16 protein-coding genes and 1 other RNA gene are annotated in these 20,439 nt (G+C 32.3%); 9 read left to right on the forward strand and 8 right to left on the reverse strand.

The genetic code is table 11. The annotated features are described in order from the left end of the window. The first annotated feature begins 21 nt into the window (after positions 1–21). The 4 genes from QZZ51_RS01310 (at position 22) to QZZ51_RS01325 (ending at position 3,270) form a co-directional block, all read left to right on the forward strand. The gene (locus QZZ51_RS01310; RefSeq protein ID WP_291864785.1) at positions 22–312 is read left to right on the forward strand and encodes a transcriptional regulator; all 291 of its coding nucleotides are present in this window, start codon (positions 22–24) and stop codon (positions 310–312) included. 54 nt (positions 313–366) lie between these two features. Next, a complete protein-coding gene (locus tag QZZ51_RS01315) occupies positions 367–822 on the forward strand; it encodes a hypothetical protein (RefSeq protein ID WP_291864788.1) in 456 nt (151 codons plus the stop codon). 12 nt (positions 823–834) lie between these two features. Beyond that, positions 835–2,235, forward strand: a complete 1,401-nt coding sequence (locus QZZ51_RS01320; protein WP_291864792.1) for a DUF4173 domain-containing protein — start codon at positions 835–837, stop codon at positions 2,233–2,235. A 387-nt stretch (positions 2,236–2,622) separates the two neighbouring features. Beyond that, positions 2,623–3,270: a DUF1361 domain-containing protein gene (locus tag QZZ51_RS01325; RefSeq protein ID WP_291864795.1), complete on the forward strand. Its 648-nt coding sequence runs from the start codon at positions 2,623–2,625 to the stop codon at positions 3,268–3,270. Positions 3,271–3,274: 4 nt separating this feature from the next. Here QZZ51_RS01325 and QZZ51_RS01330 read toward each other — a convergent pair whose 3' ends face one another. Next, a complete protein-coding gene (locus QZZ51_RS01330; RefSeq protein ID WP_291864797.1) occupies positions 3,275–4,480 on the reverse strand; it encodes an NAD(P)-dependent oxidoreductase in 1,206 nt (401 codons plus the stop codon). Between the two features lie 231 nt (positions 4,481–4,711). On the opposite strand from QZZ51_RS01330, the gene ssrA reads away from it, so the two are divergent. Beyond that, positions 4,712–5,109: a transfer-messenger RNA gene (ssrA, locus tag QZZ51_RS01335) on the forward strand. A 329-nt stretch (positions 5,110–5,438) separates the two neighbouring features. Here ssrA and QZZ51_RS01340 read toward each other — a convergent pair. From QZZ51_RS01340 to QZZ51_RS01355, 4 genes are all read right to left on the reverse strand, one after another. Next, positions 5,439–6,749 (reverse strand): PepSY-associated TM helix domain-containing protein, encoded by a 1,311-nt coding sequence (locus tag QZZ51_RS01340; RefSeq protein WP_291864799.1) that lies wholly within the window; start codon positions 6,747–6,749, stop codon positions 5,439–5,441. 3 nt (positions 6,750–6,752) lie between these two features. Then, positions 6,753–9,245 carry a TonB-dependent receptor gene (locus tag QZZ51_RS01345; protein WP_291864802.1) on the reverse strand — a complete coding sequence of 831 codons (2,493 nt, stop codon included), beginning with the start codon at positions 9,243–9,245 and terminating at the stop codon, positions 6,753–6,755. Between the two features lie 128 nt (positions 9,246–9,373). Continuing rightward, the gene (locus QZZ51_RS01350) at positions 9,374–10,060 is read right to left on the reverse strand and encodes a class I SAM-dependent methyltransferase (protein ID WP_291864805.1); all 687 of its coding nucleotides are present in this window, start codon (positions 10,058–10,060) and stop codon (positions 9,374–9,376) included. Between the two features lie 7 nt (positions 10,061–10,067). Continuing rightward, positions 10,068–10,406 (reverse strand): hypothetical protein, encoded by a 339-nt coding sequence (locus QZZ51_RS01355; protein WP_291864808.1) that lies wholly within the window; start codon positions 10,404–10,406, stop codon positions 10,068–10,070. Between the two features lie 183 nt (positions 10,407–10,589). On the opposite strand from QZZ51_RS01355, the gene QZZ51_RS01360 reads away from it, so the two are divergent. The 4 genes from QZZ51_RS01360 to QZZ51_RS01375 all read left to right on the forward strand — a co-directional run bounded on the left by QZZ51_RS01360 (position 10,590) and on the right by QZZ51_RS01375 (position 15,968). Beyond that, positions 10,590–13,016, forward strand: a complete 2,427-nt coding sequence (locus QZZ51_RS01360; protein WP_291864811.1) for a TonB-dependent receptor — start codon at positions 10,590–10,592, stop codon at positions 13,014–13,016. 438 nt (positions 13,017–13,454) lie between these two features. Further along, on the forward strand, positions 13,455–13,757 hold the full coding sequence (locus QZZ51_RS01365; RefSeq protein WP_291864813.1) for a hypothetical protein: 303 nt from the start codon (positions 13,455–13,457) through the stop codon (positions 13,755–13,757). Further along, the gene (locus QZZ51_RS01370; RefSeq protein WP_291864816.1) at positions 13,757–15,832 is read left to right on the forward strand and encodes a PepSY-associated TM helix domain-containing protein; all 2,076 of its coding nucleotides are present in this window, start codon (positions 13,757–13,759) and stop codon (positions 15,830–15,832) included. The genes QZZ51_RS01365 and QZZ51_RS01370 overlap by 1 nt, the downstream gene beginning before the upstream one ends. 10 nt (positions 15,833–15,842) lie before the next feature. Further along, positions 15,843–15,968 (forward strand): hypothetical protein, encoded by a 126-nt coding sequence (locus QZZ51_RS01375; protein WP_291864818.1) that lies wholly within the window; start codon positions 15,843–15,845, stop codon positions 15,966–15,968. Positions 15,969–16,036: 68 nt separating this feature from the next. On the opposite strand, the gene nagB is transcribed toward QZZ51_RS01375, so the two are convergent. From nagB to QZZ51_RS01390, 3 genes are all read right to left on the reverse strand, one after another. After that, positions 16,037–17,965: a glucosamine-6-phosphate deaminase gene (gene nagB, locus QZZ51_RS01380; protein WP_291864822.1), complete on the reverse strand. Its 1,929-nt coding sequence runs from the start codon at positions 17,963–17,965 to the stop codon at positions 16,037–16,039. Between the two features lie 440 nt (positions 17,966–18,405). Next, positions 18,406–19,497, reverse strand: a complete 1,092-nt coding sequence (locus QZZ51_RS01385; RefSeq protein ID WP_291864826.1) for an aminoglycoside phosphotransferase family protein — start codon at positions 19,495–19,497, stop codon at positions 18,406–18,408. Between the two features lies 1 nt (position 19,498). Next, a complete protein-coding gene (locus QZZ51_RS01390) occupies positions 19,499–20,410 on the reverse strand; it encodes a sugar phosphate nucleotidyltransferase (protein WP_291864829.1) in 912 nt (303 codons plus the stop codon). Positions 20,411–20,439: the final 29 nt, after the last annotated feature.

Below are 20,439 nucleotides of genomic sequence, written 5' to 3' on the forward strand. Positions count from 1 at the left end.
AACCGTATTTAAGCACCAACTATGAGCTTAATTGACAATATAAACAAAGCTTTCGACCATAGAATAAGACTAGGCATAATGTCTATTCTAATGGTTAATGATTATGCCGATTTTAATATGCTGAAAGAAATGTTAGGAGCCACGGATGGTAATCTGGCTAGCCATACCAAAGCTTTAGAAAAGGAGACATATATTAAAGTTGAAAAACAGTTTATAGGAAGAAAACCAAATACCAGGTATTCTACAACTCCTTTAGGAAAGGCTGCTTTTAAAAAACACATCAACGCGTTAGAAAAATTAATAGGAAAGTGATATCTATTTTTTTAATATTTTACTTTGAAATTAAAAGTACTTTGAAGTATACAAATGAGAGTGAAATTATTAGAAATATTATATGAATGGAGTAAAAAACCATACCAAAAAATTATGAAAACTAATCTGCCTTGGAACATTTCAGAAGCGGAACTAAAGCACTACCACAAAGAAAGTCTTGGGTATCATTTAAGACAGTTTCTAAAGGGTAACAACTTCCAAGTACAAGCCAAGCTAGAAAACCATGATATATTTCATATTCTTACAAACACAGGCACTACGGTACATGAAGAGATTAGCATGCAATATTACCTTTTAGGTAATGGCAAGCGCAGTATCTATTTATTTACTGTCATAGTATTAGGTACTACTTTATTCCCCGATTATATCTCCTTATTTATCAAAGCATATAAACGAGGGAAAGCAGCCCATCCTTTCTATCCGCTAAATTTCCTAAAAATGCTACAACAGCCAACAGAAAGAATAAAATCAACTTTTAAAATTCAATAAAACTATACTTTTATGAATACTCCTATTAAATCTATTTTATCCGCGCTTGCCTTTAGTTTTTTGTTTTACAGTAAAAGCTTAGGTTTAAATTTATTTTTAATTTCTATACTTGTCGTTAGCCTATTAATGACCTTAAAAAAAGAGCATTATACTTCTTGGAAATTTCCAGTTATATATTTAATTAGTGCTTTACTGGTTTTTATAAACCCTACAAATTACACCATATTTGTTCATTTAATGGCATTCCTCCTATTCATTGGAAAATCTATAGCCCCTAATAGTCCTATTTACCTCTCTTGGTCTATAGGTGTTATGAATATGATAGTTGCTTCTGCTATAAATTATAACGAACGTACTAAGAGTCCTGAAATTTCTAAAAAATTAATTTCAAATACTTCCATAAACTATATAAAAGGGGTTATTGCTGCTATTTTTCTCCTTTTTACATTCTCTTTATTATACAAAAATGCCAATCCCGTTTTTAATGAATTACTCAATCAGATAAGTTTTAACTTTATCCGTATTCCTTGGCTATTTTTTACACTTATTGGGTATGTTCTATTCCAACATATATTACGTCCTTACAATCCTAAAGATTTAATAGAACAGGATAAAAAAATAGGAAACAGCCTTGAAAAACCAACACAATCATTTTTATTAAAAACTCTTAAACAAATAAAGGAAGAACACACCTTAGGGAGCATCATTTTTATTGCTCTAAATATATTGCTGGTATTTTTCTTAGCTACTGATATTATTTATTTGTTGCAAGAAAACTCAAGTACAAACGCTTCCTATTCCTCCTCTGTTCATCAAGGAATTTACGCCTTAATGTTTTCTATTATCTGCGCTATCATCTTAATTTTATATTTCTTTAGAGGAAACCTAAATTTTTATAAAAAAAACAAACAATTAAAAGCTCTAACTTTCTTATGGATAGGCCTTAATATTACTTTAGCATTATTTACCTGTATAAAGAACTATCAATACGTAGAGGCTCTTGGGCTAACTTATAAACGCATTGGAGTATTTGTTTATATAGGACTTACTCTCATTGGTCTAATTACAACTTACATCAAAGTAAACCAATTAAAAAATTTCTACTTTCTTCTCCGTACGAATATTGCAATACTATTTTATTGTCTTTTTATAAGTGCACTAGTTCCATGGGATAATGCCATTACAGAGTACAATTTAACACAATTACAACATCCGGATATTAACTATTTAATAAAGTTAGGGAAAACTAATAGCACACAATTACACAACTATTCTTTAAGCAACAAAGTTGAAATAAAAGAAAGAGAATTAGAACGTATAAACTCTAAATACGCCTCCTTTACAAAAACAGAATCGGAACGCACATGGCAAGAATACACCCTCTATCAATTAACAGATAATGGTAATAAGTAATGAAGTATTTTACACTTACACATCACCAAAGGGCAGCAAAATTGGTCATTTTATGCTTTGCGCTAGGTAATTTCATATTCCTGTTATTATTAATATCTAAGCATAAATTTATTCTTATGTTAGGTGTGCTATTCCTATGTCTTTTTATCCTTAGCAACTCCATCGCGTTGTTTACCATATTTATAAATATGCTAACCAAATCAAAAAAAATGCAAGAGCATATTACAATACTGTTTCTATTATTACTCAACTGGCCAATTGCAGGACTATACGTGTATTTTATTATAAAAGTATAAATGAGGCACAAACCCAAAAAGAAAGATATTTCTTACAACAAAAATATACAACAAACGTTTTATGAATACCCCAAATTTTAATATTTACAAAATGAAGCCTACATATTTACGTATTAACCCGTATTACGGCAGATTGGCATTGCTTACATTGTTAGGCACTTTGGTATTAATTTACCGTGTAGCGACTACACAAACTATACTCTTTACTTTTCTTTTGTGGAATCTTTTTTTAGCACTTCTACCTTTAATAATTTCAAAGATTATTAGGTATAATACTAAAGTAAACTCTTCTAATACGGCAATGGTTATTCTATTTGGTATTTGGATACTATTTTTACCTAATAGCCCTTATATAATTACTGATTTCATCCATTTAGAAACGGGTATTTCTACGATGTGGATAGACCTATTTATGCTCTTTATTTTTGCTTTAAATGGTGTATTATTAGGAACACTTTCTATGGTAGATATGTTTCATTCTATTACCAAAAAATACAATCAAAAAATTGCTGCCATTACTTTATTTACAGCTTGCTATTTAAGTGGTTTTGGTGTTTTTATTGGCCGTTTTCTACGCTTTAACTCATGGGACATAGTAGCCCGCCCAAAAATTTTACTCTATTGTCTTTACAAATGCCTGTTCTTATATGAAGCTTGGTTATGGGCTATTGGTTTTGGTAGCTTTATGTGGATTTCCTTTTTGGTTCTTAAACCTCTTTTAAAAACTAAAAATTCTTAAAAAATTATTCTTTACCGTCTACAAAATCTTGTAAATACGCATACCTTTCTGTAAGTTTTCCATTTTGTGTCATTCTTGCTCTTTGAAGAACTCCATCGGTATCGTTATTAAAAAAGGCCGGAATTACATGCTTTGCAAATGCTTCTCCAAAACCAATACTCGCGTCTCTAGGAAGCTCGCATGGCAGGTTATCTACGGCCATTACGGCTATTGCATTAGCATCTTTAAAATCTGATTCTGTTTCTGATACTGGCTCATAACCATATACAGGGTCTGCAATAGTAGACGGTCGAATAGTTGTTGCCACAGGACCATCAATATCACAACTTACATCTGCAACCACTTTTATTTTAAATTCAGGATGCTTTGCGTCTTCTCTTGTAAATAAATATGGGGCACCCTCTCCATAAAAGTGACCTGCTATATAAAAATCTGTTACTTTAGCAAAACGGGTAAAATTAGTTTTGTACTCCTCTGGATTAGCAAAAAAATCACCTAGACTACCTTGTTCTCCATCTTTACGTGTATTATATTCCGATGCATCTATCTGGCAATAAACAGGCTCCTTAAATTCCCCTTGTAAATACTCTTTTACATTTACCTTAGTTATATGCATGGCATCTAGCATTTCCTTTGCACCATTCCCCACTCTACCATTTCCAGTAAGCAAAATCTTTATGTTCGGAAGCTTTATACTGCGCAGCTCTTTTATTAAATCATCTTGATCTATTAAACTCTCCGCTTTTGGCAGATGAAACAAATCGTACTTTAAACCATAAGTTTTAATCCCATTATAAGCACCTACTATTCCGGCATATCGACCAAAAGCTACGACACGCTGCTCTTTTGTATTGGTTATTACTTCATGGTCATACATTTCTATATTTTTCTTCAATATAGTACGTAATAGCTCCCTATTATAGGGTTGCTTTTTTATAGTGTGGGAGAAAAAAAAATATTTTTTATTCGGAATTAGGGCTTCCATAGGAACTTCTTTTACACCAATCAGAACATCGCACTCTGCCATATTGTCGGATAAAGACAGACCTGCTTCCACGTACTCTTCATCTTTAAAAACACGAATTGGCGAAGGTTCCACAAGAATCTCTGCGTCTAAAAACCTACCCGTCAATTCTTTACATGCCTTTGGTGATAAAACCACACGACGGTCTGGTGGATTTTTACGCTCTTGAATAATTCCGAATTTCATAAATATATTTTTATAACTTATTACGATGCAAAAGTTTTAAATATAACAAAATAGAACTGCTGTAACAAAACTTTTTTTTGGAATACTTTTTGAAGTACCTTTGTAAGCTACTTCTACTATTGCTAATTTATAAATGCATTTATTGCAATAAATAAGATTGCAAATATAAAGTAAAGTTCCTTGAAAAAAATAATGGTTTTGGGTGTTTTTAAATACCTAATTAAACATTAAGGGGCCGACTGGTTTTGACAGCGAGACTAATTGGAATATAAGCATGCCGAGCTTTGTTATGTGGCTCGTTAATCTCATGTTACACACTTTTAATAGGCGAAAATAATTACGCTCTTGCCGCTTAATCTGAATTATAGTAAGATAAGCCTCGTCTCTACCAGGTAGAGAAGCGAGATGTCCCTGAATAGCCTCTGTCGACGGCGATTCAACTCGGGGCACCATAAATGTCGATATAAGGATATTGTTGCTTTGGCAGTATCACTAAAACTTAAAGAAGCTAAGTATGTATTGGGCTGTTTCTAGTCAGGTACGTATCGAAAACCAAATAGAAACTAAGCATGAAGAAAGTATTTTAATTACTTGTTTGGACGAGGGTTCGATTCCCTCCGGCTCCACTAAAATGGTATCTACCAAAAACAAAAAACCTGTAATCTTATGATTTACAGGTTTTTTATTTACTCCCATTTGGCATAAAAAAATATTGCTGAAAAATTTTCTTTTTTTATATCTTTTTTATCATTAGAGATGAATACTGCGCTAAGAAAGAAAAGCCAGATTACACCTAATAATTATGGGAGGCGAGCATCCATAAGTTTTAATCGAAAAATAGATTCACCCAAATGAGATTCTCGAATGAACAAGTTGAAAGAAAAAGGTGTTAAAATACCACAATACTTTTAACCTTAAAACACCAGAAACTATTCTATTAGACTTAAATCATAAACTATTATTTTCTAAATTCTCTTAAGCTTATAATTTTGTTTAAACGATACACAAAAATATAATATCCTAACGCTATAAAAATAGACCAACCTATACTTATTATAAAAACCGACTTCAATGAAGCTCTATATTTCGTTATAATAATGGCATACATGAAAAATAAAATGATTGCAAAGAAAACCCAATTCGCATATTTCCAAGCTCCCATAACTTTTGTTCCTTCATTTTTTTGCTTTATTCTTTTCCTCTTCAAAGTAATCCAAATACCAGATAATACTAATGACGATATTCCAAGCCCTGCAAAAAACCAAATTATTTTAGTTGCTAAGCCTCCCCAATAACCAAAATGTAAAGGGTCCGCAATATCATTAAACCACATTAGTGTGCTTATCTTGTTTGCGTTTTGAACTTTTAAAACTTTATACGTATTAGGATCTATATAAACTCGGTTAGCCCTTTGCCTAACAAGAGACACATCGGAATTCCCTCTTAAATAAATGACATCTTTTCTATTCTCGGATGGGGCAATACTGCCCACCTTAAAATTTAATATTTCTTGTTCTGCAATAGCCACTGCTTTATCATAATCTATGCTATAACTAATATTGGCAACACTATCTACATTTTTTGGAGTGTTTACATCTGGGTAACGCGGATTTACAGCACTCCCTAAATTGCCAATATTAGCTCGTTCCATAAAATACCACATTCCTGTCACGGAAAATACTATTGTAAACGGAATTGACCATAAGCCTACCAATCTGTGAAGACTTCTATAAAAAACAAGACTTCCCTTTCCCGTTTGAATCTTGAATAATTTTTTCCACCATTTTTTATAGAACACCAATGCTGTTACCATAGAAATGAACAGCAGAAATCCGAATATTAATACTGTAAAATTTCCTATTTGAAAAGGTATAAATAAAAAATAGTGCAAGTCTCTAAAAAAACGTTGAAAAGTAAGATTTGCACTCCCTTGTATTTTTCCGGTATATGGATTTGCAAGGACATACGTTTTGCCAGAAATACCATCATCCATATAAATAATATCGCATAAATAAGGCTCCTCTGACCGCATCCAATAGGTGACCTTTCCATTGGGATATTCTTCTTTTAAATTTTCTAAAATATGATTTCTAGAAGCTACTTCTTTTTGAGGTATTGCCCTTATTTCGGGGATAAACAGCCAATCCATCTCATGGCTAAGCGTAGCCAATGTGCCAGAAAAGCATACTATAAAAAATAGTATGCTTAACTTGATACCTATCCAACTATGGATTTTAAAAAAAAGTTTTTTATTAACTTTTAGCGTCATTCCCTAGAAGGTATAACCAACACTTAATAAATAGTTTCTTGGTGCACCAGGAAATAACCTGACATAATTGTAACCTCCAACCCAATGTGTTTTATCAAAAACATTGTTTATAGTTGCTCTTAAAGCAAATTTGTCTACTTGATAACTTACTCCGAAATCGGCAACTGTATATGAAGGAAATTTAAGTTCTGGCCCGTCTGTAGAATTTCTTTCGGATACAAAGTTTGTCCCAAGATTAAAACTAATTCCACTTAACCCACCATTTGTAATTGCATATTTCGCAAATACACCTCCTTGATGTTTTGGTGCATTTTGCCTAGTGTCACCTTCTTTAAAATCTGAATCTGCTGGAGTAGATTCAAAAATGGCTTCATTAAATGCATAATTGGCAGTAATACTAAAGTTTTTATTTACTCTACCCATAACATCCAGTTCCAATCCTTTGGAACTTGTTTCTCCTATTTGAATTAATTTATCCGAATTATTTGGGTCATCAACCAGTTCATTTTTTTGTGCGATACTATAAATAGCCAAATTTGCGGCAAGTCTATTGCTAAAGAACTCCCCTTTTAAACCAAATTCTACCATTCGACCTTCTAAAGGATCAAAAGGGCCTCCTACATCGATGGCAAGATTGCTAGCTCTCTGTGGCTCAAAACTCTCCGTATATGTGCCATATGCGTTAATATTGTCTGTTATACCATAAACCAATCCTACTCTTGGTATAAGTTTATTTTGCTTTATTTTTTCTTCTTCGCTGGTCTTATACCCTTCGTAATCATAATAGTTATTAAAACGCATTCCTAATAACACCTGTAATTTATTTATTGTAATTTGATTCTGTAAATAATAACCTGTGGTAAAGTACTTGGTAGCATCATAACCACGGCTTCTTAAAATATAATCGTTAGGATAAGCTAAGGTATAGTTGGGGTTTACAAGGTCAAAATGTGGAATGTTGGGTATTGGGTTTCCATCTCCATCCAATTGAAAATCTGAAATATTAGCTGGGTTAAAACTTCCAACGGTACCATCAAGTTTAAGATAATCATTACTTCCTGTCCAAATTGCACCACCACCTAGGGGTCTAACCTGTTGCGCATAATCAAAACCTAAGAGTATTTTATGTTTTACCTGTCCTGTTTCCGCATTGAAAACAAAGTAATTAGAAATATTGTCCGTAACACGTTTTTGCTGTCTTGCCGAAATTCGCATGCCCATTAGTGTAGGTATTTCATTACCATTAGCATCGAGTGCAAATCTGTTAGAAGTACGATGCTCAAATAAATCTTCCTCATTTATATATTTCATATAGGAAGAATTGAACGATATTTTATCACTAAACCTATGGTTAAGGGATAATGTAAAATAATTTACATTACTTATATGGTAATCATTGGTGGCACCAATAGCAAAATTAATAGGTGTGTTATTGGGGTCATCCAATTTTGCTCCAGCCGATGCTCCAAAAATAGGTTGTCCTCTATCCAATTTTCCGTCAAATTTTTGAATTACCAAATCAAAGTTAATACTGGTTTTATCTGTTGGTAGAAAGGATATGGAAGGAGCGATTAACAGCGTTTTGTTTTCTTGTAAATCTCTAAAGGAATCAGAATTCTCGTAGGCAATATTAAGCCTATATAACAATGATTTACTTTTGTTCATTGGCCCCGTAAAATCTAAAGATGAACGCAAAGTATTAAAGCTACCTGTTGTAAAGTTGATAGATTTTCTATCTTCGGTAAGAGGTTTCTTGGTTACCCTGTTCATAGTACCTCCTGGACTAGAATTACCAAACATAGCAGATGCAGGTCCTTTTAATACTTCAACACGCTCTATATTAGCAAGTAAAGGTTGTGGACCAAACAGTCCTATTACACGTAAACCATTGATATAAGTTTCCCCAGACCTAAAGCCTCGCATGGAAAAATCATCATACCAAGAATATTGGTTTACACCACTTACATTTTTTACAATATCGTTGACACGATATGCCTGTTGGTCTGCAAATATTTCTTTGGTTACATAGCTTATAGCTTGCGGGATATCCTTTATTTTTGTTGCTGTTTTTGTTGCTGCAAAGGTTTCATCATTCTTATATGTTTTGGCTTTTCTTCCAATTATTTCTACCTCCTGTAATTGCGTACTATTTTCTAATAAAATAAAATTCTCGGTATTAGATCCTGTAGAGCCAACAGTAATCTCTTTTCTAATAGTTTTATAGCCTATATAGCTAACTACCATAATGTGCTCTCCTTGTGGAGCGTACAAATTAAAAGTTCCGTTTTCATCTGAAGACGTACCATAACTTGTATTTTCTAACACTATGGTTGCAAATGGGACCAGACTACCATTTTCAGTAGTTATTTTTCCTGCTACTTCAAATTTCTCTGTATTCGTCTGAGCTACACAAGATTGTATTTTAAAACAACACAAGAGAATCATAGCTATTTTTACTACATATGATGTGCGTATATTAAGTGTAAAATATTTCATATTTTTATAAAAAATGTTAATTTAATTTTAAGGATTGATTCGCATTTATCCAGTATGTAGTTTGTCGACGGCATACTGGTTTTTTTTTATTTAAGGAGCTCTTACTTCTTTCATTACTTATATTCTTTTTATTTAGTTAAAACAACGATAGAATAGTCTCTATCCACCCAATCTCCAGTTTTACTCTTTACTTTCTCTTTTTTACTAGTTATTGTCATCAATACAAAATCGGTTTTATCCACTAAATCTATTATTTTTGGAGAATCATACAATTCAAAAAAATTAGTTTGCGCCACAAAAGGCAATTTTTCCATACAGGAACTATTAACAAATGTTAGTACAAATTTTCCATTAGGTTTTAGTACTCTATATATTTCCTTCAAAAGAGCAACTGGATTATTCCAAAAATAAATAGTATTAACAGAAAATACGTTGTCAAAAAAATTAAGGACATAAGGTATTTTCTGACCATCATACAACGAAAATAAAGCTTGCCCTTTCTCTACATAAGAAGCATTTATACGTTGCGCTTCTTTTTGCATTACTTCTGATATCTCCATTCCAAAATATCGAAGTTGAGCCCCTTCTTTTAATAGATCTGGTAAATGAGAACAATTTCCGTGACCTAGTTCTAGCACTCTCTTGTTATTTTTTAATTTAAGCGATAAAACGCTTTCCTTAATCATTCCTTCGTTACTAAAATGTAACAATTCACCTATTTCTTTTCCTTCACTACCAGATGGACAACTAAGTTGAGCAGCAATTTCTTTTAAATTTTCTACACTTACAGTAGGTACCTTCTTTTGTTTACCCATTACCACTTTATTTAATCCTATTTTTTTTAAAAGTGGCGTCCATATTTAAAATAAACTGAGTTCCTACAATTAAATCTTCTAGTTCTTCTAAAATGTCATTATCTACTTTTAAACAAATGTCAATTAAAGGAGTAGTTGTCCATATCTTATTGCATTGCTTTCCATTACACTGTTCACAATTACATGGTTGGTCAGCATTACGAACAATATCTAATAAATTAGCCAACTCTTTGGTAGACATAAAAACCCCCACAATTCCTAGAATCATTTGCAACGAGCTGTTAGCATTTATAGTGCTACTCACCTTATAGCATGCTCCAAAATTGTTCTCATAAATTAATTTCATACTACCCCTTTATTTAAATGTTATGTGAATATTTTATTCCTATATCTAAATAAATAATTGATAAAAAAAATTAAAATATTTTTTTATTTAGAATCATTCTACATAGATTTGCTGCAAATATAATATTATTTTTATTTATTCTAAATAAGAATAAGTGCTAATTAACACACAATTTATAATTAAATGAAAAACCGATTATTTCCCCTTCTAGCTTTACTATTATCGTTTGCTTCTTCCCTTGCACAAAACGGAAGTATAAAAGGCTCCATAACCGATAATACCCAAACACCAATCTTGGGAGTTAACATTTTGATTAAAAATTCAACCCAAGGTGTACAATCCAACGAGAATGGAATATTTGAAATAACGAACGTTGAAAATGGCGATTACACCCTTATTATTTCCTATTTGGGTTTTAAAACTAAAGAGATTCCATTTTCGATACTTAATAACGAGACAAGTACTTTAGATACAATTATCCTATATGAAGGTAATGAACTATTGACCGAAGTTGTAGTGGTAGGTGAACGTAGAAATAAATTCTCCAGAAAAAAAACGGCCTATGTTTCTAAATTACCATTAAAAGATTTAGAAAACTCTCAAGTATACTCTACAATTACTAATGAAATATTAGTGTCTCAATCTGTAACCACTTTCTCTGAAGCTCTCCAAAACGCAGTTGGTGTAGATCAATTATGGCCTTCAACGGGTAGAAGTGGCGATGGTGCTGGTTATTATTCCTTAAGAGGATTTTCTATACAGCCAAAATTAGTAAACGGCATTGCTGGTATTACTAATGGTTTTATAAACCCTTCTAACGTAGAGCGCATAGAGGTTATAAAAGGACCTTCTGCGACATTGTTTGGTAACTCTGTGAGTTCTTATGGCGGACTAATTAATATTGTTACTAAAAAACCCTATAACGGAACAGGAGGAAATATTTCTGTTGCAGGTGGTTCATTCAATTTTAAAAAAGCGACTATCGATTTAAATGTAACGGATAAAGCAAGTGAAAAATTCTCATTACGTTTTAATGCTGGTTTTCAATCTCAAGACAGTTGGCAAGATGCGGGCTTTAATGAATCTGTATTTATGGCTCCAGCAATTTCTTACAAAGTAAACAATAAGCTAACCTTAAACTTAAGCTTAGAAGCATCAAACACCGAACAAACCAATGCCGTTTTCTTATTTTTAAACAGGTCTGCACCATTGGCATTTAATAATCTGGAGGAGTTAAATTATGATTACAACAAATCGTTAACAGATGATAGTGTTACTATTAAAAACCCAACACATAACTATCGTGGAGAAATTGCATACAAAATAACAGATAACTGGTCTTCTCAAACTATTTTTTCTGGTGGTAGTGCAAAATCAAAAGGGTATTATTCGTATTTGTGGAATGCCGCTGATTGGAGTTCAGGTACTCCCCAACCAACTCCTAATTTTGCTTTATATGCGCAAAGAACGGATGCAAAAACGAACACACTAAACCTACAACAAAATTTTATTGGTGATTTTAAACTAGCTTCTGTAAGAAATCGGATCGTAATTGGAGCGGATTATTTAGAGTCTCAAATCATTGATAATGGTTCGGGATACGGATTAGTACAAGGGGTAAATGCTCAAGGACAAGTACTTCAAGGGTTACCAATAAATAATAACAGTATTGAAGCTGTTATAAGTGGAACTCAAAATTCTAATACAGATACCAATCAGAATTTCTTAGGTATTTATGCATCCGATGTTATAAATATTCTTCCTAAACTATCCTTAGCATTAGGAGTTCGTTACGATAGATTTAATTACAAAGGGGATAAAAACAACCTAGCAGATGATGAAAAAGAATATATAAAATCAACTTTTTCTCCAAAATTCGGTGTTGTATATCAACCCATATTAAACAAATTATCTGTTTTTGCTAATTATCAAAATGGATATACCTATGTTAACCCTGAAATTATCCCTGTTAACTCCGCAGATCCAACAGCAGGAACAACACTTCAATCCTACGACTTAGAAAAAGCAAATCAATTTGAAATTGGTATAAAATCTAATCTATTTAACAATAAAGTAGATGCTACCATAAATTATTACAACGTTACTGTAGATGATAAAGTAATGGGCTACGGAGCTTCAAAACAACAAGATGGAACTGTAAAAAGTAAAGGGGTAGAATTAGAGTTACACTCCAACCCCATTGGTGGATTAAATATTAAAGGGGGAGCTAGTTATAACGATGCTGAAGTAACAAAATCACTATCAAGACCAGACTTAATTGGCAAACGTTTTGAACAAGCTGGACCAGAAGTATCTTACAATTTTTGGGCAGATTATAAATTTCAAAATGGCTTTATTAAAAACTTTGGCTTAGGTGCAGGTTTTAATGGTGCCAGTAAGTACAACACAGTGTCTGGTTACCCTAACATTGGTGAGTTCTACTTACCTGCATACACCCTTTTTAATGCATCTGCTTATTATGATATTAATAAAGTAAGAATTAGTGTTAAAGCAAATAACCTAACAGATAAGCAATACTACAAAGGCTGGAGTACTATTACACCACAAAGAACCCGTTCTATTATAGCCACGGTTACCTATAAGTTTTAATATATATAATGAATGGATAATTTGAGTTAGTTGATTTTTTGAGTTTGTTAGTTTGGGCAACTCTAAGCACTTTGTTTAGGGTTGCTTAGTTTATAAAAAGGAAATATGATAACAAGTAGTTTATTAGTAATTCTTATAGGAATTTTTTTTCTCTACAACACATCAGAGAAAGTAATGTTGCATCGTAGTTTGATCATTGAAAAGTGGGTACAAGCAAACCTGAAAGTTTCAAAATTCATAGGCCTTTCATGTCTTATCATTGCCTTGATAACTGCTATTACAATATTCGGAAAAACTTCTGGATTCTTATTTTGGTTGCTTTCCTTAATGACAATTTTAGGATTGGTTATCCTCATCACCCCATTACAAAAACTATCATACAAACATATTTCAATCTTATTTACAATCCTTTTCATCCTAGAACTAACATTTTAAACAATGCCTGCAAATCTCAAATATTTAAACAAATCGCCCTGGCAACAATTTGCTAAAATTTCATCAGGAATACTTGGTGGTTACATTATTACAGCTTTGTTACATATGTCTTTAGCATTGTGGCTACCCAATCATAGAGCGGTTTTAATAACTTCTATTTTCACAACCTTTATAGTTTGGTGCACCCTTTTAATTATACCGTTTTTATTTAAAAATGGATGGAAAGCTTGGGCATTATATATTCTAATTGCGCTGCTTTTATATGGAATATACTTTCTAGGAAATAAAAATAACCCCTTTATATAATGAGCAAAAGAAATTACAATGTATTCTTTAACACCCATACGGTTAGTGGCATAATTATAAGTTTTGCCTTATATGTTATTTTCTTTGCGGGAGCTTTTGCCTTATTTAAAGATGAAATTGCAATTTGGGAAGAAGGAAAACATACTTCTAATATAGAAAGGCTGGATATTGATTACGATAAGATACTTAAAAAATTAGACAATCAATATGATTTTACTGGTCGAGATTTACAAATTAATTTTGAAGAAAAAAGCGACCATATATATATTTTTGCCGGAGCCAGTAAAGATTCTTTAGCCTCCGAAAAAGGAAAAGAAACTAATTACTTCTATGTAGACATAAAAGACGCAACAACAAAAACATATTCCCAACAATATAGTTTGGGTGAATTTTTATATAGATTACATTTCTTTGCACAAATACCAAATATTGGAATCTACCTTGCCGGATTCGTTGCTTTCTTTTTTTTATTTGCTATTGTTACGGGAGTTATAATTCATTGGAAAAAAATAATTCCAAATTTCTATGCTTTTAATCCCAAAGTAGCCCTGAAACGAGTTTGGACAGATGCGCATACCGCACTAGGAATTATAGGTCTACCCTTTCAATTTATTTTCGCTGTAACAGGAGCCTATTTTTGTTTAAGCATATTAGTCTTAATTCCGGCAAACGCTCTATATAATAATAATCAAGAAAAATTATTAGAAGACCTAAGACCCGCCAGAAAAAATTATGAGTGGAGTGAAACCACAAATAAAGACATTCCTAGTTTTAACGCATTTGCAAAAAAAACTACCACCTATTGGAACAACCCTCACCTAACCAGAGGGTTCATTAAAAACTATAAAGGTTCTAATATGAAATACATTTTAGTTGGTGAACTTACGGACAAAGAAAAGTTTATAGGCATAGGTAGATTGGTATACAATTTAAAAACAGATACCATAACAGAAGAAAAAAAACCTAACAAATTATCCTATACCGAAGATTCACAACGTCTTTTAGGCCGCTTACACTTTGCTGATTTTGGAGGTGTTCCTGTAAAATTAATCTACTTCATATTATCCTTTATTACCTGCTTTGTAATCCTAACTGGTGTTCTTATTTGGATTGAAGCCCGCAATAAAAAGAGTATGACACTTAAACAGCGGTTATATACCGCTAAGGTTGGCCATATATATCTATCCATTTGTTTATCCATGCTCCCTGTAACCGCTCTAGCCTTTTTATTTGTAAAAATATCTAATGGTTATTTTGAAGATAAACAAACGGCTATCTACTATTTCTTTTTTATTACTTGGCTAATTGCAATTCTTTTTTTCCGGTTCAAAAGAAATAATTACTTCACGAATAAATATAGCTTATTACTTGGCTCTATTTTTGGGTTTTTGGTACCTATCTCTTCTGGAATAGTAACTGGCAATTGGCTTTGGATTACCTATTCCCAGAATCAATTTTCTATTCTATTTATTGATGTTCTTTGGATAGTAATAGCCACAATCGCTCTTGTTTTTTACTTAAAAACAAAACCACAAATTAAAGAACAAAGTTCTTTTCAAAAAAACCCTATCGACTATAAGAACATCTCCAAACTAAAAGAAATAGAACCCAAAAAATCACTAAATACAAATACTACTATGAATCCAATTTCAAAAACAAAAAGTAATAACAAAAACTATTTACCCATGAAAACAAAAATTATCAGCTTATGGCTCTTTATAATATTAGGGTTCATTTTTCATCATATTTACGGACTAGCAAGCGTGTTCTTCAACGAATCTGTATTTATAGAAGGTTCTACAGGAGAAACTCCTTTTTGGGCGCATCAATGGCGTATTTTAATGGAAGGATTAGCCTTTTTATTTGCCTTATTAACCGTACAATTATCTCAAAAATGGTTTCAATGGACGTCCTTTATTTGGGCTATTATAGTTGCCTTATTTAATGTATACCATGTTTCTGAAGCCATAATGCACGAGGCTACAAATTATTCTGAAATATTTATCTTATTACTAATGGCAGCAGCAAGTATCCTTTTAGTTATCCATTTAAACCAATGGAGAAAAGCTATATAAATAATCTAAAATGAAGCCTATTTTAATATTATTAGGAATTGGCCCTGCTGTTTTAAGTTGTTCTGCAAGAAAAGAACTCCCCATAGTAAAGACATTACTTATTGAATATTTTAAAAACAAAAAAACCTGTAAATAAATAATTTACAGGTTTTTGGTTTATTTGCTCTTCTTTAGCATCAAAAAAGAAATACAATTAGATACTAATTAATATATCCACCTCACAAAAGCTTCCATTGCAGCGTAGTGAGACAGCCCCAATTGATCATACAATTCGGCTGTTTCCCTATTTCTATCTTCCGCACGTTGCCAAAACTCCCTGCTATCTGTTCCTTGAAACACTACACCATCTTTTTGTGATTGGTGTTTAAAAATTCCTTTTCGTTTTTCTAATACTTGACCAGGTCCCATTGGCACTGCCATTTCTATCTCATCCACACCCCATTCTTGCCAAGCACCTCTATACAACCAAACCCAGCAGTCTTTCATATATTTTTCGGGTTTTAATCTCTTTACGGCTTCAAAAACGGCATCTAAACATACCTTATGTGTACCATGCGGATCTGCTAAATCACCAGCTGCATAAATCTGATGAGGCTTAATCTTTTCTATTAAATCAGAAGTCATTTTTACATCTGCTATTCCAATTGGATTCTTTTTTATCGCGCCAGTTTCATAAAAAGGGAGCTCCATAAAATGGATTTGCTCGTCTGGAATACCTATAAAATGACAGGTAGCTCTTGCTTCCCCTTTTCTAATTAATCCTTTTATATACCTTACTTCTTCTGTATCTATTTCACTAGATTTTTTGTTTTTCAGAAAAGTTACCGCTCTTTTATAAATATCTTCAGCCTCTGTATTTTTAATTCCAAATTTATTGTTATAATCACAAACAAAGCTTGCAAAACGAAGTGCTTCATCATCTGCTACGGCTATATTCCCTGATGTTTGATAACCGATATGTACTTCATGCCCTTGGTCATGCAATCTTTTAAACGTGCCACCCATACTAATAATATCATCATCTGGATGTGGACTAAAAATAATCACTCGTTTTTTTGCTGGCTCTGCACGCTCTGGACGTTTACTATCATCTGCATTAGGTTTTCCTCCAGGCCAACCTGTGATGGTATTTTGTAGTTTGTTAAAAATATTGATATTAACATCATAAGCTGGTCCAGAATTAGCGAGTAAATCACTCATTCCATTTTCTATATAGTCGGCATCTGTAAGCATTAATATTGGCTTATTTAAATGTAGTGCTAAACCTAAAACAGCTTTTCTAATAAGTTTATCTGTCCATTCAATCTTCTCTACTAGCCAGGGGGTATTAATACGGGTTAATTTTGACCCTGCTTCCTTATCTAAAACAAAAGTGGCATTGTTATGTTCTTGTAAGTAAGATGCTGGCACTTGATTTGTTATAGCTCCTTCAACTGAGGCTTTTATGATATTGGATTTTCTTTCTCCCCAGGCCATAAGTATCACCCGTTTAGCTTCCATTATCTTTTTAATTCCTAAGGTAATGGCTGTTCTTGGTGTATTATTTAAACCTGAAAAATCATTACTCGCAGCGACTCTTGTAACATGATCTAAAGCTACTAAACGTGTCTTTGAATTCTGTAAAGACCCAGATTCATTAAATCCTATATGACCATTACCACCTATACCTAAAATTTGCAAATCAATACCTCCTAAAGCTTCTATTTTTGCTTCATATTGGTCACAATAATCCGCAATCCCTTCTTTGGATAACATTCCATTTGGGATATGATAATTCTCTGGAAGGATATCTACCTGATCAAATAGCAGTTCCTTCATGAATCGTACATAACTATTAATAGAATCTGGCTCCATTGGATAATACTCATCCAAGTTAAATGATACTACATTTTTAAAACTTAAGCCTTCTTCTTTATGCATACGCACCAACTCGGCATACAATCCTTTTGGAGAAGACCCTGTTGCTAATCCTAAAATGCAAGGCTGTTTTTGAGCCTGCCTAACCCTAATTAGATCTGCTATTTCTTTTGCAACAGATTTTGAAGCTTCTGCTGAATTTTCATAGACTATAGTACCTGCGTTTTCAAAACGTTTTTCAAAACCTGTAGATTTATCAATATGACTCTTAAACATTTTATTATTTTTATTGTGTTATATATTATAAAATACTTTTACCTATCTTCTCTATTCTTGATTTTATCAATAGCATGAGCGCATAACAAGGAAAAAAATGATAATTACTAATTGATCTCTTATTAAAAATTTACCCCATTTATTACTTGTTCTTGTTTGTTATATTCCCCATTAAACCATAAAGTTAAGATACAATAACACCTCCAAAAGGAGACTCTATTAAATAAACTAAAACCTCCTTTTTTATAGCTCATTTTACAAAAAATATTTATCTACCGCTTAATCTTTTATAGTTTTCAGAAAGGGAAGGAACACCCCATTTATCTAAGTTATAAAACTTAGAAACAAAAACCCCTTGCTAGCGTAACTATAACAATAACTTATCTATTTTTTGTTATTAACTCTGAGGAACTATACCTCTTCTTGTTTCAATATATTATTTATTGGTACTTCTTCATTATTTCTTGAATCTCATCCCACTTATCAGAAAAACTTTCTACTAACTTGAATTGATTTTTTGCTCGATCTAAATTATGGTCTGTATATTCTATTTTATAATATGTGTCTCCATTTAAAAAATCGGTTAAAAACCTTAAACCCATAATAAATATGATAGATTTTGCTCCTAAGGGCAGGTATTCTAATTCTATAGGCGTTAATGAATCTCCTAATCTCTCTAGAAACCCCTTAACATAAGCTTCATAATACTCTATATTAAATTTTACAAGAGCTAAATCTTTCTCGTCTTCTGAAGCCGTATTACATATAGTTCTTATGGCATCCCCGAAATCATAATGTATAATCCCAGGCATAACTGTATCCGTATCAATAACACACAGTCCTTTATTATTTAAATCGAATAAAGCATTCGAAATTTTTGTGTCGTTATGTGTAACCCGTAATTTTATAGCACCAGTATCTTTTAAATTTTGAAGAATATGCATTTCTTCTTTCAAATTTTCAACAAATTCAATAGACTCTTTTGCTTGTATTAATCGCTTTTCAGGAGCTACCTTCATAGCCGCTTTAAACTGAGAGAACCTAAATGACATGTCGTGAAATTTTGGAATAATCTCTGTTAAATTATTAGGGTTAAAATCGCTCGTTAGATTTAAAAATTCGCCAAACAACTTTCCTCCTTCATAAGCTACTTCTTTATTTGTAACCATATCATAGGTGATACTGTCATGAATATAGTGCATCATATTCCAATAATCCCCATCATTATCTTTATAATAGGGTTCTCCTTTGTTTGTCTCCACAAATGTTAGCACACGTTTTTTTAGTTCTTCCTCTGATAAGTTTGCTAGTTTTTCCTGAAGGTGACGACTTACATTAACTTTATTTTCGATAAGACCAGACACATCTTTAAACACATCGTGATTAATACGTTGTAGAACAAAATATGGTTTCTTTTTTGTTTCTATTAAATAGGTGTCATTAATATACCCAGAAGCTAATTCTTTATAAGAATCAAAGGTGCCTTGATGGTTAAATTTATTAAAAATATATTTTAGCTTTTCTAATAACATACTACCAAAGATTTAGTGGATAAATATTCTGTTTTTTTAATTCCCCAATTGCCTTTTCTACGGTTTCTTTATCTTCTTTATAAGTAACACCAAACCACTTTGCATTAGATTTTAAAACTTCTACGGTAGCTGTACCAGATTTTAATATCTCATTTACTACTGAAGGTATATAAAATTCAGCCTTTAAATTTTCTTTATTAGCTTCTAAAAACTCTAGAAACAACTCCTCTCCAAACTCAAAACATTTTGGAGTAAAGCCCCAAAAATTCATTGAAACCACTGTGTCTTCATCAATTGGTATAAATTCACCCTCCTCATCTTTACACATTAGTTTACCGTCTATTTTTTCTATATGAGTACGTTCTGTAACATCTGTTAAGTATCCTTTTTCATTTACTTTACATTCCCCTCTTGAAACAAACCCATAATCTGATACTGTATTTTTTAACAAATAGGCCATTGTATTAAAATCATATGACTCTTTATTTTTGGCTGCTAAAGATTTTGCCATAACAACAAAAGCTTCTTTCCCATAAAAATCATCTGCATTGATAATTGCAAAATTTTCCGTAACAGAATCTTTTACCATTAACAGGGCGTGCCCTGTTCCCCATGGTTTTGTTCTTTCAGGGTTAATATATTTTTTAGGTACATTTTCTAGTTCCTGATATACATAAACAACTTCCGCTTTTCCTTCTAATTTTTTATTAAACTTTTCTTTAAACTCTTTTTCAAAACTTCTTCTAATGATAAATACAAATTTTCCGAACCCTGCTTGCAGAGCATCGTATATCGAGAAATCAATAATACTATCCCCCTCCGGAGTAAATGTGTCAATTTGTTTTAACCCTCCATAACGACTTCCCATTCCGGCGGCTAAAACTACAAGTGTTGGTGTATTTCTATTACTCATGATTATTATAAATTATAGGCCATTAATAG

Origin of the sequence: Maribacter sp., from assembly GCF_016744255.1 — a bacterium.
Classification (GTDB): Bacteria; Bacteroidota; Bacteroidia; order Flavobacteriales; family Flavobacteriaceae; genus Maribacter_B.